The 16,522-nt window shown below is 42.2% G+C and carries 10 protein-coding genes, 4 tRNA genes, 3 rRNA genes and 1 pseudogene; 12 read left to right on the forward strand and 6 right to left on the reverse strand.

Annotation, left to right across the window (positions count from 1 at the left end; genetic code table 11):
- Positions 1–112 precede the first annotated feature (112 nt).
- From trxA to ACLKML_RS12340, 12 genes and pseudogenes are all read left to right on the forward strand, one after another.
- Positions 113–439 (forward strand): thioredoxin TrxA, encoded by a 327-nt coding sequence (gene trxA, locus ACLKML_RS12285; RefSeq protein WP_317718659.1) that lies wholly within the window; start codon positions 113–115, stop codon positions 437–439.
- A gap of 208 nt (positions 440–647) precedes the next feature.
- The gene (rho, locus tag ACLKML_RS12290; RefSeq protein ID WP_413285554.1) at positions 648–1,907 is read left to right on the forward strand and encodes a transcription termination factor Rho; all 1,260 of its coding nucleotides are present in this window, start codon (positions 648–650) and stop codon (positions 1,905–1,907) included.
- Between the two features lie 179 nt (positions 1,908–2,086).
- Positions 2,087–3,538: pseudogene (gene ubiD / locus ACLKML_RS12295) on the forward strand (4-hydroxy-3-polyprenylbenzoate decarboxylase); the annotation flags it as partial.
- A gap of 11 nt (positions 3,539–3,549) precedes the next feature.
- Positions 3,550–3,819, forward strand: coding sequence for a 2Fe-2S iron-sulfur cluster-binding protein (locus ACLKML_RS12300; protein WP_413285555.1), 270 nt, complete (start codon positions 3,550–3,552; stop codon positions 3,817–3,819).
- Positions 3,820–3,827: 8 nt separating this feature from the next.
- Entirely contained in the window at positions 3,828–4,538 is a 711-nt protein-coding gene (fre, locus tag ACLKML_RS12305; RefSeq protein ID WP_413285556.1) for an NAD(P)H-flavin reductase, read from the forward strand.
- Positions 4,539–5,173: 635 nt separating this feature from the next.
- Positions 5,174–6,714 (forward strand): 16S ribosomal RNA (locus tag ACLKML_RS12310).
- Positions 6,715–6,869: 155 nt separating this feature from the next.
- A tRNA-Glu gene (locus ACLKML_RS12315) sits at positions 6,870–6,945 on the forward strand.
- Positions 6,946–6,966: 21 nt separating this feature from the next.
- Positions 6,967–7,042, forward strand: a tRNA-Lys gene (locus ACLKML_RS12320).
- A gap of 61 nt (positions 7,043–7,103) precedes the next feature.
- Positions 7,104–7,179, forward strand: a tRNA-Val gene (locus ACLKML_RS12325).
- A 438-nt stretch (positions 7,180–7,617) separates the two neighbouring features.
- Positions 7,618–10,507 (forward strand): 23S ribosomal RNA (locus ACLKML_RS12330).
- An 89-nt stretch (positions 10,508–10,596) separates the two neighbouring features.
- A 5S ribosomal RNA gene (gene rrf / locus ACLKML_RS12335) occupies positions 10,597–10,712 on the forward strand.
- Together the 16S, 23S and 5S rRNA genes with 4 tRNA genes alongside form the textbook arrangement of a ribosomal RNA operon.
- An 84-nt stretch (positions 10,713–10,796) precedes the next feature.
- A tRNA-Ser gene (locus ACLKML_RS12340) sits at positions 10,797–10,884 on the forward strand.
- A gap of 41 nt (positions 10,885–10,925) precedes the next feature.
- Here the strand turns inward: ACLKML_RS12340 and ACLKML_RS12345 are convergent.
- The 6 genes from ACLKML_RS12345 to lysA form a co-directional block, all read right to left on the reverse strand.
- The gene (locus ACLKML_RS12345; protein WP_413285557.1) at positions 10,926–11,888 is read right to left on the reverse strand and encodes a diguanylate cyclase; all 963 of its coding nucleotides are present in this window, start codon (positions 11,886–11,888) and stop codon (positions 10,926–10,928) included.
- Between the two features lie 175 nt (positions 11,889–12,063).
- Positions 12,064–12,780, reverse strand: a complete 717-nt coding sequence (gene yigB / locus ACLKML_RS12350; RefSeq protein WP_413285558.1) for a 5-amino-6-(5-phospho-D-ribitylamino)uracil phosphatase YigB — start codon at positions 12,778–12,780, stop codon at positions 12,064–12,066.
- Positions 12,781–13,707: a tyrosine recombinase XerC gene (gene xerC / locus ACLKML_RS12355; RefSeq protein WP_413285559.1), complete on the reverse strand. Its 927-nt coding sequence runs from the start codon at positions 13,705–13,707 to the stop codon at positions 12,781–12,783.
- Positions 13,682–14,389, reverse strand: coding sequence for a DUF484 family protein (locus ACLKML_RS12360; RefSeq protein ID WP_413285560.1), 708 nt, complete (start codon positions 14,387–14,389; stop codon positions 13,682–13,684). The genes xerC and ACLKML_RS12360 overlap by 26 nt, the downstream gene beginning before the upstream one ends.
- Positions 14,390–14,418: 29 nt before the next feature.
- Positions 14,419–15,249 (reverse strand): diaminopimelate epimerase, encoded by an 831-nt coding sequence (gene dapF / locus ACLKML_RS12365; protein ID WP_413285561.1) that lies wholly within the window; start codon positions 15,247–15,249, stop codon positions 14,419–14,421.
- 9 nt (positions 15,250–15,258) lie between these two features.
- Positions 15,259–16,512 carry a diaminopimelate decarboxylase gene (lysA, locus tag ACLKML_RS12370; RefSeq protein WP_413285562.1) on the reverse strand — a complete coding sequence of 418 codons (1,254 nt, stop codon included), beginning with the start codon at positions 16,510–16,512 and terminating at the stop codon, positions 15,259–15,261.
- Between the last annotated feature and the right edge of the window lie 10 nt (positions 16,513–16,522).

Consider the following 16,522-nt stretch of genomic DNA (forward strand, 5'->3'; position numbering starts at 1 on the left):
AGGTATAGAATATCAGTTAAGGGTTGCATTACGGAAGTAAATACATTCCAATAGGGAATCTATTTTCTGGTTATCATCCAACCAGTAGCATATAAACACATTGGAGTGGAAGATGAGTGATAAATTTTTGCAGCTATCAGATGAAAGTTTTGAGAACGATGTAATCAAAGCTGCAGGGCCTGTATTAGTCGATTTTTGGGCAGAATGGTGTGGACCTTGTAAAATGATTGCACCTATTCTAGATGAGATCGCGGAAGAATACGAAGGTAAACTCACTATTGGTAAGCTAAATATTGACCAAAATGCGGGTACACCACCTAAATTTGGCATTCGTGGTATTCCAACATTACTTCTCTTTAAAGATGGTAGTGTAGCAGCAACGAAAGTTGGTGCACTTTCTAAATCTCAATTGAAAGAGTTTTTAGATGCAAACCTGTAGAATCGGTTGTATATGAGCAAGAAGCCGTGCATTTTGCAACAAATGCACGGTTTTGTTCTTTGTAAAACTAGACTACACTTTTATTTAATGTTAGTTTATCGCACGATAAATAAACAAATGTTCATTTCTTGGTCGCTCCTTAGGCCGAAAAAACCATAACTAACAAACAGATCCTATTTTGACTACAAAAGCTAAAGCATCCACTACTATGAATCTGACTGAACTGAAGAACAGGCCTGTATCTGAGCTTGTGAAACTTGGCGAAAGCCTCGGTCTGGAAAACCTTGCACGTCTACGTAAACAAGACATTATTTTCTCTACTCTTAAGGCTCACGCGAAAAGCGGTGAAGATATTTTTGGAGATGGTGTACTAGAAATCCTTCAAGACGGTTTTGGATTTTTACGTAGTGCAGATAGTTCCTATCTTGCGGGACCAGACGATATTTACGTGTCCCCAAGCCAAATACGCCGATTTAATTTACGTACTGGTGATTCGATCGCCGGTAAAATTCGTCCTCCTAAAGACGGCGAGCGTTATTTTGCTTTGTTGAAAGTTAATACTGTTAACCATGACAAACCAGATAATGCACGTAATAAAATACTTTTTGAAAACTTAACTCCATTGCATGCGAATGAACGTATGATGATGGAGCGTGGTAATGGTTCTACCGAAGATATTACTGCCCGTATTTTGGATTTGGCCTCACCTATTGGGAAAGGTCAACGTGGTTTGATTGTTGCTCCGCCAAAAGCCGGTAAAACAATGCTACTGCAAAACATCGCTCAAAGTATCGCTTACAATCACCCTGAGTGTGAACTGATGGTTTTACTGATAGATGAGCGTCCAGAGGAAGTAACGGAAATGCAACGCCTTGTTAAAGGTGAAGTTGTGGCGTCGACGTTTGATGAACCTGCGTCTCGTCATGTTCAAGTTGCAGATATGGTAATAGAGAAAGCCAAACGTCTTGTTGAGCATAAAAAAGATGTGGTTATTCTGCTTGATTCAATTACTCGTCTTGCTCGTGCATACAACACAGTTGTTCCTTCATCAGGAAAAGTGTTAACCGGTGGTGTTGATGCTAATGCATTGCATCGTCCAAAACGATTCTTCGGTGCGGCACGTAATGTTGAAGAAGGTGGTAGTTTAACGATTATTGCCACAGCACTGGTTGATACCGGTTCGAAAATGGATGAAGTAATCTACGAAGAGTTTAAAGGTACAGGTAATATGGAATTACATCTTAACCGCAAAATTGCGGAAAAACGTGTCTTCCCTGCCATTGGCTTTAAACGTTCTGGAACGCGTCGCGAAGAATTGCTCACAAAATCCGATGAACTGCAGAAAATGTGGATTTTGCGTAAAATTGTCCACCCAATGGGTGAGACAGACGCAATGGAATTTCTAATCGATAAGTTAGCAATGACTAAAACAAATAATGAGTTTTTTGACGCAATGCGTCGACAATAACGTTAACGACCTTTTAGTTTTTTAAACGCCATTCATATTTTGTATGAATGGCGTTTTTTTAATGCAGATAAAAATTGGCTTTCGTACAATCTTCGGATGAATACTAACTAAAAGTCGGTTTCGTTATTATTTTGTTATAAAATGAGCTTAATTCTAATAATCGAACGGTGACATGAGTAATGAGTATCAAGGATTTACGTGACTTTATTTCCCTTTTAGAAGAAAAAGGATTGCTTAAACGTATTACTCATCCAATTGATCCACAATTTGAGATGACCGAAATTAGCGATCGTACTCTACGAGCTGGTGGCCCTGCATTATTATTTGAAAATCCTATCGGTTATGACATACCAGTGTTAACCAATTTGTTTGGTACAGCCGAACGGGTTGCTTTAGGCATGGGCAGAACTGATGTATCAGAACTAAGGGAAGTCGGAAAACTATTAGCGTATTTAAAAGAACCTGAGCCACCTAAGGGGTTTAAAGATGCTATTGATAAAATTCCGGTATTTAAGCAAGTCTTAAATATGCCCACTAAAAGATTAAAAAAAGCGGCTTGTCAGAAAATAATTTGGCAAGGTGACGAAGTTGATTTAGATAAAATTCCCGTGATGAGTTGTTGGGCTGAAGATGTTGCTCCTCTTTTGACTTGGGGATTAACAGTAACCAAAGGTCCTAATCAGAAACGACAAAATTTGGGTATTTATCGTCAACAAAAATTGTCTAAAAACAAAGTGATTATGCGTTGGTTAGCTCATCGTGGCGGAGCTCTTGACTTACAAGACTGGATAGAAAATCATCCTGGTAAACCCTTCCCTGTATCGGTAGCTTTTGGTGCAGATCCTGCGACAATTTTAGGTGCAGTGACCCCAGTCCCAGACACACTGTCTGAATATGGTTTTGCTGGATTGCTTAGAGGCAGTAAAACTGAAGTAGTAAAATCTATCAGTAACGACTTAGAAGTTCCAGCGAGTGCAGAAATCGTGTTAGAAGGGTATATTGATCCGAATGAATATGCGGATGAAGGACCTTATGGAGATCATACTGGATACTATAACGAGGTTGAGCAACATCGAGTATTTACTATTACTCACATCACAATGAGAGAAAAACCAATTTATCACAGTACTTATACAGGAAGACCACCAGATGAACCGGCAATATTAGGTGTCGCTCTTAATGAAGTCTTTGTGCCTATACTGCAAAAGCAGTTTCCTGAAATTGTCGATTTTTATCTTCCTCCTGAAGGTTGCTCTTATAGAATGGCCGTTGTCACTATGAAAAAGCAATATCCCGGACATGCAAAACGAGTCATGATGGGGGTGTGGTCATTTTTAAGACAATTTATGTATACTAAATTTGTTATTGTCTGTGATGATGATGTAAATGCACGTGATTGGAATGATGTTATTTGGGCAATAACCACGAGAATGGATCCTGCTCGTGATTCGGTTATGATCAGTAATACCCCCATTGACTCATTAGATTTTGCCTCACCAGTTGTTGGTTTAGGTTCGAAAATGGGGCTTGATGCGACCAATAAATGGCAAGGCGAAACACAGAGAGAGTGGGGCCGTCCGATAAAGAAAGATCCTGAAGTAGTGAAAAAAATTGATGCCATTTGGGATGAACTTGGTATTTTATGATTTATAAAGTCACTATGCTCCCTAGTGGTCTCCAATTTGATGTACCAGCAGGACAAACGATATTAGAAGCCGCGCTCAACAATAATATAAGCTTCCCTTATCGATGTCAGGTCGGTGCCTGCGCCATGTGTATGTGCCGGAAATTGGAAGGAAACATATCCTACCATTTAGAGCCTATGTTGACCGAAAAAGAGCAGCTAAGAGGCTGGATGTTTACCTGCCAGGCTTATGCTGAAAGTAATTTAAAACTTACCTTTGAAGAGTAAGAGGAAATATGACTATCCGTTGTAAAGTAAAGTCCATCGAGCCACTAGCTTGTAATACATTTAAAATATTGCTTCACCCAGAGACACCTATTGAATTTAAAGCGGGCCAGTATTTGATGGTAGTAATGGGTGAAAAAGATAAACGTCCGTTCTCAATGGCTAATAGTCCATGCCGACATAATGGTGAGTTGGAACTGCATATTGGTGCTGCAGAACACAATCTATATGCTTCCGAAGTAGTAGATAAGATGAAGTTCGCTTTGGCAAATGATGAACTAATAGAAATTGATGCACCACATGGAAACGCTTGGTTACAACAAAGCGATCGTCCAATATTATTGATTGCAGGTGGAACGGGTTTTAGTTATGTACGTTCTATTTTAGATCATTGTGTCAGTCAAAATAATCAAAACCCCATTTATCTCTATTGGGGAGCAAGAACTGACGGTTTGCTTTATGCTTTTGACGAAATGACCAGTATTGCTAATCAATTTGATAATATTCATTTTATACCTGTAGTAGAAACTGCACCTAATGTCTGGAATGGCAAAGTAGGTAATGTATTATCGGCAGTAAAAACAGATTTCGAGACATTGCAACATTTCGATATCTATATCGCTGGCCGTTTTGAAATGGCCGGTGCGGCAAGAGAGCAATTTAGTCTAGAAAAAAATGCTAATAGAGAGCGTATGTTTGCAGATGCATTTGCATTTATCTAATTATGTTAAGTAAAGGTTATAAAATCGACTTTTTGTAACCTTGTTTTATTACTTTTGATGACAAAAACAGCAATTAAATAAAAAAATTAAATTATTTTAGAAAAGGACTTGCGTCACATATAAATCTGCCTATAATGCGCAACTCCTAACGACGAGGCCTTATTCAAAAAGGTTTCGTAGAGAAAAGGAAAAATAGGTCTTAGAAAAATAATTCTAAAAAAGTGTTTGACACGAAGAGTTATATCGCTAAAATGACCGCCCGCTTTAAAGGTAAAAGCAAAACGCTTAAATGTGCTTGTTTTTTCTTGTTAAGCAACGCTCTTTAACAATTTAAACCTATATCAATCTGTGTGGGCACTTGTTGATGATAATCGACACGATTTTGTATCTTAGGATATACAATCACAACGGTATCAATGAACCAGTGACCTAATTTGATGACAGATACTTTAGCTTTTTAAGTTAATGTGTCTTAAGTATCGAGCACAGTTATTTATCTATCATTCTGTTGGAATGATAGGAACTTTAAATACCATTTACTGCTTGGTTATTACCAAGAAGTAAAGGCAATTTGAAGTCAGTATTCATTGAGACCCGTTTTTCTTTCTTAGGAAAGAGAAACACATCAAAATCTTAAATTGAAGAGTTTGATCATGGCTCAGATTGAACGCTGGCGGCAGGCTTAACACATGCAAGTCGAGCGGAAACGAAAATAGCTTGCTATTTGGCGTCGAGCGGCGGACGGGTGAGTAATGCTTAGGAATTTGCCCAGTTGAGGGGGATAACCATTGGAAACGATGGCTAATACCGCATACGCCCTACGGGGGAAAGGAGGGGACCTTCGGGCCTTCCGCGATTGGATAAGCCTAAGTGAGATTAGCTAGTTGGTGGGGTAATGGCTCACCAAGGCGACGATCTCTAGCTGGTCTGAGAGGATGATCAGCCACACTGGAACTGAGACACGGTCCAGACTCCTACGGGAGGCAGCAGTGGGGAATATTGCACAATGGGCGAAAGCCTGATGCAGCCATGCCGCGTGTATGAAGAAGGCCTTCGGGTTGTAAAGTACTTTCAGTCGTGAGGAAGGTGTTGTACTTAATACGTGCAACATTTGACGTTAGCGACAGAAGAAGCACCGGCTAACTCCGTGCCAGCAGCCGCGGTAATACGGAGGGTGCGAGCGTTAATCGGAATTACTGGGCGTAAAGCGCATGCAGGTGGTTTGTTAAGTCAGATGTGAAAGCCCGGGGCTCAACCCCGGAAGGTCATTTGAAACTGGCAAACTAGAGTACTGTAGAGGGGGGTAGAATTTCAGGTGTAGCGGTGAAATGCGTAGAGATCTGAAGGAATACCAGTGGCGAAGGCGGCCCCCTGGACAGATACTGACACTCAGATGCGAAAGCGTGGGGAGCAAACAGGATTAGATACCCTGGTAGTCCACGCCGTAAACGATGTCTACTTGGAGGTTGCGGTCTTGAACTGTGGCTTTCGGAGCTAACGCGTTAAGTAGACCGCCTGGGGAGTACGGTCGCAAGATTAAAACTCAAATGAATTGACGGGGGCCCGCACAAGCGGTGGAGCATGTGGTTTAATTCGATGCAACGCGAAGAACCTTACCTACTCTTGACATCCTCAGAAGAGAAAAGAGATTTTCTTGTGCCTTCGGGAACTGAGAGACAGGTGCTGCATGGCTGTCGTCAGCTCGTGTTGTGAAATGTTGGGTTAAGTCCCGCAACGAGCGCAACCCTTATCCTTAATTGCCAGCGAGTTATGTCGGGAACTTTGGGGAGACTGCCGGTGATAAACCGGAGGAAGGTGGGGACGACGTCAAGTCATCATGGCCCTTACGAGTAGGGCTACACACGTGCTACAATGGCGCATACAGAGGGCAGCTAACTAGCAATAGTGTGCGAATCCCAAAAAGTGCGTCGTAGTCCGGATTGGAGTCTGCAACTCGACTCCATGAAGTCGGAATCGCTAGTAATCGTAGATCAGAATGCTACGGTGAATACGTTCCCGGGCCTTGTACACACCGCCCGTCACACCATGGGAGTGGGCTGCAAAAGAAGTAGGTAGTTTAACCTTCGGGGGGACGCTTACCACTTTGTGGTTCATGACTGGGGTGAAGTCGTAACAAGGTAGCCCTAGGGGAACCTGGGGCTGGATCACCTCCTTAAACGATAGATTGTGATTGATGAGTGTTCACACAGATTGATTAGGTTTAGAAAATAAAGAGAGCGCTTTATGTTCATTTTTTGATGAAGATAAAGCAAAGCACCTGCTTAGTTGCGGGTGTTGTTGTGAAAGTGCCCAACACTTTTACAAGCCTGTGTCCCGTTCGTCTAGAGGCCTAGGACACCGCCCTTTCACGGCGGTAACAGGGGTTCGACTCCCCTACGGGATACCACTTCCTTTTGTGAAGTATTTAGGGTCGTTAGCTCAGCTGGTAGAGCAGTTGACTTTTAATCAATTGGTCGCAGGTTCGAATCCTGCACGACCCACCATTCTTTCCCACGAAGGAATTAAAATCGTTTAACTTCATGAATAAATGAAGAAAAACAATGTGGGCGATTAGCTCAGTTGGGAGAGCACCTCCCTTACAAGGAGGGGGTCACTGGTTCGAGCCCGGTATCGCCCACCATTCTCTAAGTGTTTTTGGCATGTCTGTTAAATCAATAATTATTCATTGTTGGTTTTTTTGTAGACTCTGAAAATCTTTAGAAAATGTATCAAGCTTATTTATAAGCTCACAACATTTAGCTCTTTAACAATTTGGAAAGCTGACGAATAATTTAGTCGTTTTTACTTTTAAAAAAGTAAAACAAAACAGCTCAACGCTGACGATTGAATTATTCAAATAAAAGTTCTCAAATCCTATGACTCATTATGAGTGATAGGTACCAACACACATTCAAGTGTTCTTGGAAACAGCGAAAGCTGTTTATATTTGAGTCCGGCAAAATCGAACGTTGTCTCGCTCATTCAAATAATGAGACAACAATAAACACCTTGGTTGTTTGCCATACGCTTATTTATCGTCACGTAAGTGACAGTAAAAAGAAACCCCTTGGGGTTGTATGGTTAAGTGACTAAGCGTACACGGTGGATGCCTTGGCAGTCAGAGGCGATGAAAGACGTAATAACTTGCGATAAGCCCAGATTAGGTAGTAATAACCGTTTGAGTCTGGGATTTCTGAATGGGGAAACCCACTAGCATAAGCTAGTATTATTAACTGAATACATAGGTTAATAAGGCAAACCCGGGGAACTGAAACATCTAAGTACCCGGAGGAGTAGAAATCAACCGAGATTCCGAAAGTAGCGGCGAGCGAAATTGGACTAGCCCTTAAGCTTTTAATGATGCAGGTGAAGATTCTGGAAAGTATCGCGATACAGGGTGATAGCCCCGTAACCGACACGTCATTTTAAGTGAAAACGAGTAAGGCGGGACACGTGATATCCTGTTTGAATATGGGGGGACCATCCTCCAAGGCTAAATACTACTGACTGACCGATAGTGAACCAGTACCGTGAGGGAAAGGCGAAAAGAACCCCTGTGAGGGGAGTGAAATAGAACCTGAAACCGTGTACGTACAAGCAGTAGGAGCACCTTTTTGGTGTGACTGCGTACCTTTTGTATAATGGGTCAGCGACTTATATTTAGTAGCAAGGTTAACCGAATAGGGGAGCCGTAGGGAAACCGAGTCTTAACTGGGCGTCGAGTTGCTAGGTATAGACCCGAAACCAGGTGATCTAGCCATGGGCAGGTTGAAGGTTGAGTAACATCAACTGGAGGACCGAACCGACTAATGTTGAAAAATTAGCGGATGACTTGTGGCTAGGGGTGAAAGGCCAATCAAACCTGGAGATAGCTGGTTCTCCCCGAAAGCTATTTAGGTAGCGCCTCGGACGAATACTACTGGGGGTAGAGCACTGTTAAGGCTAGGGGGTCATCCCGACTTACCAACCCTTTGCAAACTCCGAATACCAGTAAGTACTATCCGGGAGACACACGGCGGGTGCTAACGTCCGTCGTGGAGAGGGAAACAACCCAGACCGCCAGCTAAGGTCCCAAAGTATAGCTAAGTGGGAAACGATGTGGGAAGGCTCAGACAGCCAGGATGTTGGCTTAGAAGCAGCCATCATTTAAAGAAAGCGTAATAGCTCACTGGTCGAGTCGGCCTGCGCGGAAGATGTAACGGGGCTAAGCTATACACCGAAGCTGCGGCAATGAAGTTTACTTCATTGGGTAGGGGAGCGTTCTGTAAGCCGTTGAAGGTGAACTGTAAGGTTTGCTGGAGGTATCAGAAGTGCGAATGCTGACATGAGTAACGATAATGGGGGTGAAAAACCCCCACGCCGGAAGACCAAGGGTTCCTGTCCAACGTTAATCGGGGCAGGGTAAGTCGACCCCTAAGGCGAGGCTGAAAAGCGTAGTCGATGGGAAACGGGTTAATATTCCCGTACTTCTTATAATTGCGATGGGGGGACGGAGAAGGCTAGGTGGGCCTGGCGATGGTAGTCCAGGTTCAAGGGTGTAGGCTAATTTCTTAGGTAAATCCGGGAAATTATTAGGCTGAGACCCGATGTCGAGTCACTACGGTGATGAAGTCATTGATGCCATACTTCCAGGAAAAGCCTCTAAGCTTCAGATTATAAGGAATCGTACCCCAAACCGACACAGGTGGTCGGGTAGAGAATACCAAGGCGCTTGAGAGAACTCGGGTGAAGGAACTAGGCAAAATGGTACCGTAACTTCGGGAGAAGGTACGCTCTTGACGGTGAAATCCCTAGCGGATGGAGCTATTGGGAGTCGCAGATACCAGGTGGCTGCAACTGTTTATTAAAAACACAGCACTGTGCAAAATCGTAAGATGACGTATACGGTGTGACGCCTGCCCGGTGCCGGAAGGTTAATTGATGGGGTTAGTCTTAGGACGAAGCTCTTGATCGAAGCCCCGGTAAACGGCGGCCGTAACTATAACGGTCCTAAGGTAGCGAAATTCCTTGTCGGGTAAGTTCCGACCTGCACGAATGGCGTAATGATGGCCACGCTGTCTCCACCCGAGACTCAGTGAAATTGAAATCGCTGTGAAGATGCAGTGTACCCGCGGCTAGACGGAAAGACCCCGTGAACCTTTACTACAGCTTGGCACTGAACATTGACCCTACATGTGTAGGATAGGTGGGAGACTATGAAACTTCGTCGCTAGATGGAGTGGAGTCAACCTTGAAATACCACCCTTGTATGCTTGATGTTCTAACTTAGTCCCCTAATCGGGGATGAGGACAGTGCCTGGTGGGTAGTTTGACTGGGGCGGTCTCCTCCCAAAGAGTAACGGAGGAGCACGAAGGTGGGCTAAACACGGTTGGACATCGTGTGGTTAGTGCAATGGCATAAGCCCGCTTGACTGCGAGAATGACAATTCGAGCAGGTGCGAAAGCAGGTCATAGTGATCCGGTGGTTCTGAATGGAAGGGCCATCGCTCAACGGATAAAAGGTACTCCGGGGATAACAGGCTGATACCGCCCAAGAGTTCATATCGACGGCGGTGTTTGGCACCTCGATGTCGGCTCATCACATCCTGGGGCTGAAGTCGGTCCCAAGGGTATGGCTGTTCGCCATTTAAAGTGGTACGCGAGCTGGGTTTAGAACGTCGTGAGACAGTTCGGTCCCTATCTGCCGTGGGCGTTGGAAGATTGAAGGGGGCTGCTCCTAGTACGAGAGGACCGGAGTGGACGAACCTCTGGTGTTCGGGTTGTCATGCCAATGGCATTGCCCGGTAGCTAAGTTCGGAATCGATAAGCGCTGAAAGCATCTAAGCGCGAAGCGAGCCCTGAGATGAGTCTTCCCTGGCACTTTACGTGTCCTAAAGGGTTGTTCGAGACTAGAACGTTGATAGGCAGGGTGTGTAAGTGCTGCGAGGCATTGAGCTAACCTGTACTAATTGCCCGTGAGGCTTAACCATACAACACCCAAGGGGTTTTGTGGACTCAGATAGAGAACATTGAATGTGTAGAGACTTTTATAATTAGCTTTCCGAATTTTAAAATTTTGCTTGGCGACCATAGCATTGTGGACCCACCTGAACCCATGCCGAACTCAGAAGTGAAACGCAATAGCGCCGATGGTAGTGTGGGGTTTCCCCATGTGAGAGTAGGACATCGCCAGGCTTTAATTCTTGTTTTTAGATAATCTAGAAACAAAACTAGTTGAAGTATATTTATTATATAATTATTTCAATTAGAACAGTTTGCGGAGAGATGGCTGAGTGGCCGAAAGCACCTGACTTGAAATCAGGCGACGGGCGACCGTCCTAGAGTTCGAATCTCTATCTCTCCGCCATTATTTAAGCCCTAGTCATTAGACTAGGGCTTTTTTGTGTCTTAGTTTTTGTCGCTATTTTTGGCACGAGTAAGTGCGTTATCAACGGACTGTAACATTTGATGGTAAATTTCTTCTGCTGTGAGGTCGATGCCTGCAATACTTTTTTCACCAAAGGTAACTACACCAACATGCACTGTTACTTTATTTGATGGTAAGATTATCGACTCTTGTACGCCTATTCTTAGTCTGTTTGATGCTAATTCGGCTTGTTTATGGTTGGTATTGAACATTAAAACCATAAATTTATCGCCATCAAATCGTCCTATAATATCACTGTCTCTGGCTACATCTTTAAGTGTCGTTGTGATCTGTATTATTATTTTATTCGCTTCTACTCGCTCTAGCTGTTCGTTAATTTGTTTGAAATTATCGACCTCAACCATCGCAAGAGATATGGGCATATGTTCTCTGGCAGCAATCAATAAATGTTGTGAAAATATCTCTTGTAATGCAACGCTGTTGTATAAAGAAGTGAGCTGATCGTACCTAACCAGTTTTTCTAGCTGTAATTTTTGCTTTACCAGCTGTGCTTCGGCTTGCTTCAATTGAGTAATGTCCGTTTGTGTAACAAGTACTTTACTGGTCTTTCCATTGCCGTCTGTAATACTTATAGCACGGCATTTTACCCATACCGTCGAACCATCTTTATGTGAATATCTGATTGTTGTCTCAAAAGGGATATTGGGATTATTACAGTGTACTTTGATGTTATGCAGTACTGTTTTTAAATCATCTTCATTAATTACTTTATGCCAATGCGATATTGAGTTGGACCTTTGTTCCGTTTCGTAACCGAGCTTTGTCCAAAACCAATCGCTTATCCATAGTAAGTTGTTCTGCTCTATGTCACTTAGAAATGCGCCATCAAAACATGTGTCGTGAAATAACTTGAATAACTCAGGATGTTTCAGAAAAATAGACTGAAGTTGTTGTTCTAAATCGTGTGGTTCTGTTGGTTCCATGTTTCAGACTCATGTATTGGTTCGAAATATATATTTGATTATATTAACGACAATCCTATCTAAAGTAATAAAAACCTTACATTTTATTATTAATTTTTAGATAAGGTACAAAGTTCTGTAACTGACTTTATATTGCGTAATTATCACAATTTAAATGAATGCAACCTAACTTAAGCTACAGAAACTCCGTTAACTCTTTGATATGTTCGATTTCGATATCAGGTAATACATTAATTTTACTTTGCATATTAAGTGGTGATTTAAGTGTATTGATCCAACATGTGGTATATCCGCATTGTTTCGCTCCACTAACATCTGAAATCAGGTGATCGCCTATATGTAATATGTTCTGTTTAGGTAAGTTAAGCTGTTTGGCTGCAGTGGAAAACATATCTGAGTAAGGTTTGGATCTGCCATCAGGACCAGCTTGCAATACAAAGTCAAAGTAGTCGCTTAGTCCTATTTTTTCAACGTTGACATTACCATTGGTGATCGCGACTAAGGGGTATTTTTTAGCCAAAGATTTCAATGTTTGATGAGACTCGTTAGGTACATCGACCTTATTTCTTAGCCATAGAGCGTATTCTATTCCTACTTGAGCGGCGTTTTTAGCTTGCAGATCACTATAGCCCAATTGCTTTAGCCCATATTCAATCTGAGTTTGTCTCAACTTGGTTACATCGTGAACCAAGTTAGGAATAGACGAGGCGAGTTTAAGTTTTATCGTATGCCACTGCTGTCGTGATAGTGTTTTTGAAACAGGATGGTTCGAGTGTAACCACGTTTCCATTTCGCTTTCTACTTTCATTATTACTGGGCGGTTATCGTATAAAGTGTCATCAAGATCAAAACTTAATGCTTTAATAGAATTAAAACTTCGATAGATATGCATTTATTTCTCTTTTTTCTTATGAGCGCGAGGATGAGCCTTATCGTATTCTTGAGCCAAATGCTGGAAATTTAAATGTGTGTATACTTGTGTTGTTGATATGTTCTCGTGTCCCAGCAACTCTTGCACCGCTCTAAGATTATTACTTGATTCTAGTACATGAGTAGCGAATGAATGCCTTAATTTATGAGGGCTAATATGGCTAGAAATTCCTTGTTTTAGTCCCCACTGTTCCATTCTTTTTTGTACATTTCGTGCCGATATCCGTTTACCGAGTTTGGAAATAAATAATGCAGGCTCGTCATTTTTTAGTAGCGTAGGCCTGACCGCTAACCATTTATTAACACTTTCTTTGGCATGGCCAGAAAAAGGTACTTTTCGTTCCTTGTTTCCTTTACCAATAACTCTAATCTCACCATCATGGTTGCTAATTTGCTTGACGTCTAAATTAATTAACTCAGCGAGACGAATACCTGTGCCATACATAAGTTCCATCATTGCACGATCACGTACAGATAATGGATCACTGTCATCGACTTCGAGCAATTGGCCAACTTCATCTACATCTAGATTTTTAGGTAATGGCTTTTGTCGTTTTGGGGTCGAAACCCCTTTTGCTGGATTGGCTGTTAATTCATTACGTAAAATCAAGAAGTCAAAAAATGCTCGAAGAGAAGATAAACGAGTGGCTAGGCTACTCGACTTAATACCTTGTCGCATCCCTTTACTTGCTATTTGACGAACCCACGCTGCATCGACTTGCTGCCAGTTTTTTACCCCTAGATCAAACAATTGAATAGTGATGATTTCTAGCTGTTTCTGGTAATTTTTTTGGGTATGCGGACTAAGCCCTTTCTCAGTTCTTAAGTATTCATAAAACTGAGAAAGAGGGTCCGTGAGGCACTTAGGCAGATGTGTGATTGAGGACATTGCTAGCTTGTGGTTTATTACACCACTTCAGTAGTGTAACTAGATGAGAGACAACGACAGCTAAATGGCGTAAAAACAGAGTATCCATCATCGGTTGAAAGTGACCACCATCATCACTTGAGAAAGCAATTATCCCTAATGGTTTTTCGGTTTGTAAAGGTAAAATCACAAACGATCCGAGTTCAGGGCATGAGTTATTCTTAAATAACAGATTACGGTCTGCTTTGTTTAACCTGCCTAGATAGACGTTTTTACCATTGAAGTGATTAATAGCAAATCGCTGCCAATCTTCACTATTAATATGGTATTTTGCCTTGTCATCATTAATCAGTTTGAAGTAAGCCGTTAGAGATAAGTCGGTGGCTAGTCTCTTTATTGCTTCTACAACTTGGTCTAGCGTATCACATTTAAGCAAGGTTTCTTGGAGACTCATAAAACGATGAAAATGCTGCCCATTATTAGCGGCTATCGACATTAACTCGGTGATTTCCTCCTCTAATTCAGTAATTTTCTGCCTTTGACGTTGTAGCTGAATTTCAACTAATGAAACGGCGCCTTGCTGACGAATAGGCAGCGACATTTTTTCGACTAACTCTTGTCGTGTGCTGAAAAAGTCTGGGTGATCGAGTAGATACTCCGCTACAACTTCTTCCGTTATCCTATTTTTTTCAATTAATGACAAAATAATTCCTCTACTTTTATGCCAATAAATTAACAGGTTAGTTGTCCGTCATACACATGTGTTGCTGGTCCTGTCATATACAGAACATGCCCTGGGCCTTTCCATTCAATAAGTAAATCTCCACCTGGCAGGTGGACTTTTACTTTTTCATCTAACAAGCCTTGCGATATTCCAACTGCAACCGCACCACAAGCACCGCTACCGCACGCTTGTGTTTCACCTGCACCTCTTTCATAGACTCGAAGATTAACCTCTTGTCTGCCCAAGACCTGCATAAAGCCAGCGTTAGCTTTTTCAGGGAATCGTTCATAGGACTCTAATAAAGGGCCTAAAGTCTCTACATCGGCTGTCTGTATATCATCGACCACAGTGACAACATGTGGATTTCCCATGCTCACTGCACCACAAAATAAAGTCTGATCATTCACTCGTATTATATACGTTTTCTCAGCTTGCTTGGCTTTGAATGGAATTTTACTTGGTTCAAAAATGGGCTCACCCATATTGACCTTTACCAAGTCATCTTCTTCTATATTTAGGACCATTTTGCCTTTTTTTGTACTGACTCCAATGCTGAATTTATTGGTTAGTCCTTTCATGCGAACAAAGCGCGCGAAACATCTTGCACCGTTGCCACATTGTTCTACTTCGCTTCCATCAGCATTAAAAATACGATAGTGGAAATCAGTTTCAGGATCATAGGGAGCTTCTACAACTAATAGTTGATCAAATCCGACCCCTGTATTTCTATCGGCTAATCGACGGATAAGATCGGGTGAAAAAAACATATTTTGAGTAATGCAATCAACGACCATAAAATCGTTGCCTAGACCGTGCATTTTAGAAAAATGGAAATGCATGTTATTTAATTACTCCGGTAAAATATGTTCGTCACGCCAAAGGTCGATATATTCTTCACGTTTACGAACCAGGTGCGTTTTTTGTCCGTCTACCATTACCTCAGCTGCGCGTCGACGTGCATTATAGTTAGATGACATGGAGAAGCCGTATGCCCCTGCAGATCGAATTGCCAACAAATCACCTTGTTGTAATATTAGCTCACGATCTTTACCTAAGAAATCACCGGTTTCACAAATAGGGCCAACAATATCATACGTCGTTGACTCTCCATCTCTTGGCGAAACAGGAACAATATTTTGCCAAGCTGAATAAAGTGATGGTCGCATTAAGTCGTTCATCGCCGCATCAACAACGGCAAAATTTTTAAATTCAGTGTGTTTTAGGTATTCAACTTTGGTTAGCAAAATACCCGCATTCGCTGCAATGGCTCGGCCAGGTTCAAAAATAAGCTCAAGATTAGAGTGGTTTGATAATCGAGCGAGTAAAGCTTTCGCATAATCAGAAGGCTGAGGAGGTAGCTCATCTTTGTATACTACGCCTAGGCCTCCACCAACATCTAAGTGTTTTATATGAATGCCGTCGGCAATAAGTTGGTCTATAAGTGCTAAAAGACGATCGGTGGCATCGATAAACGGATCAATGTCCGTAAGCTGAGAACCGATATGACAATCAATACCTTGTACATTTAGATTAGGTAAGCTGTTTGCAAAACGGTAAACATCTGGAGCACGATCAAATGCGATACCAAATTTATTGTCACGTAAACCTGTAGAAATGTACGGGTGAGTTTTAGCGTCGACATCAGGGTTAATGCGCAAAGATATAGGAGCAATAACCCCCATTGATTCTGCGACCGCATTCAGTCTTTCAAGTTCTGGTTCAGATTCGACGTTAAAACATTTAATGTTAAGTTCAAGCGCTTTTTTCATTTCATCGACAGTCTTACCTACACCAGAAAAAACGATTTTAGATGGGTCTCCGCCGGCTGCTATAACACGTTCTAACTCACCACCTGAAACAATATCAAAACCAGATCCTAAACGAGCTAGGCTATTTAATACCCCTAGGTTTCCATTTGCTTTCACCGCATAACAAACAAGGTGAGGGTGTGCGCCAACCGATTTATCAAACGCGTTCCAGTGCCTTTCTAGTGTCGCACGGGAATATACGTATAGAGGGGTGCCGTATTGTTTCTCTAAAGCGGTTAAGGAGACGTCTTCAGCCCACAGCTGGCCATCATCCTGATAATTAAAATAATCCAATGGTTTGTTT

This window comes from Vibrio sp. MA40-2, assembly GCF_047302445.1.
In the GTDB taxonomy this organism is placed as follows: domain Bacteria; phylum Pseudomonadota; class Gammaproteobacteria; order Enterobacterales; family Vibrionaceae; genus Vibrio.

Bases quoted from the DNA above. Each gene is read 5' to 3' on its own strand.
- rho (WP_413285554.1), top strand. From the start codon at position 648: ATGAATCTGACTGAACTGAAGAACAGGCCTGTATCTGAGCTTGTGAAA.
- ACLKML_RS12345 (WP_413285557.1), bottom strand. From the start codon at position 11,888: ATGGAACCAACAGAACCACACGATTTAGAACAACAACTTCAGTCTATT.
- xerC (WP_413285559.1), bottom strand. From the start codon at position 13,707: ATGTCCTCAATCACACATCTGCCTAAGTGCCTCACGGACCCTCTTTCT.
- fre (WP_413285556.1), top strand. From the start codon at position 3,828: ATGACTATCCGTTGTAAAGTAAAGTCCATCGAGCCACTAGCTTGTAAT.
- yigB (WP_413285558.1), bottom strand. From the start codon at position 12,780: ATGCATATCTATCGAAGTTTTAATTCTATTAAAGCATTAAGTTTTGAT.
- trxA (WP_317718659.1), top strand. From the start codon at position 113: ATGAGTGATAAATTTTTGCAGCTATCAGATGAAAGTTTTGAGAACGAT.
- dapF (WP_413285561.1), bottom strand. From the start codon at position 15,249: ATGCATTTCCATTTTTCTAAAATGCACGGTCTAGGCAACGATTTTATG.
- ACLKML_RS12300 (WP_413285555.1), top strand. From the start codon at position 3,550: ATGATTTATAAAGTCACTATGCTCCCTAGTGGTCTCCAATTTGATGTA.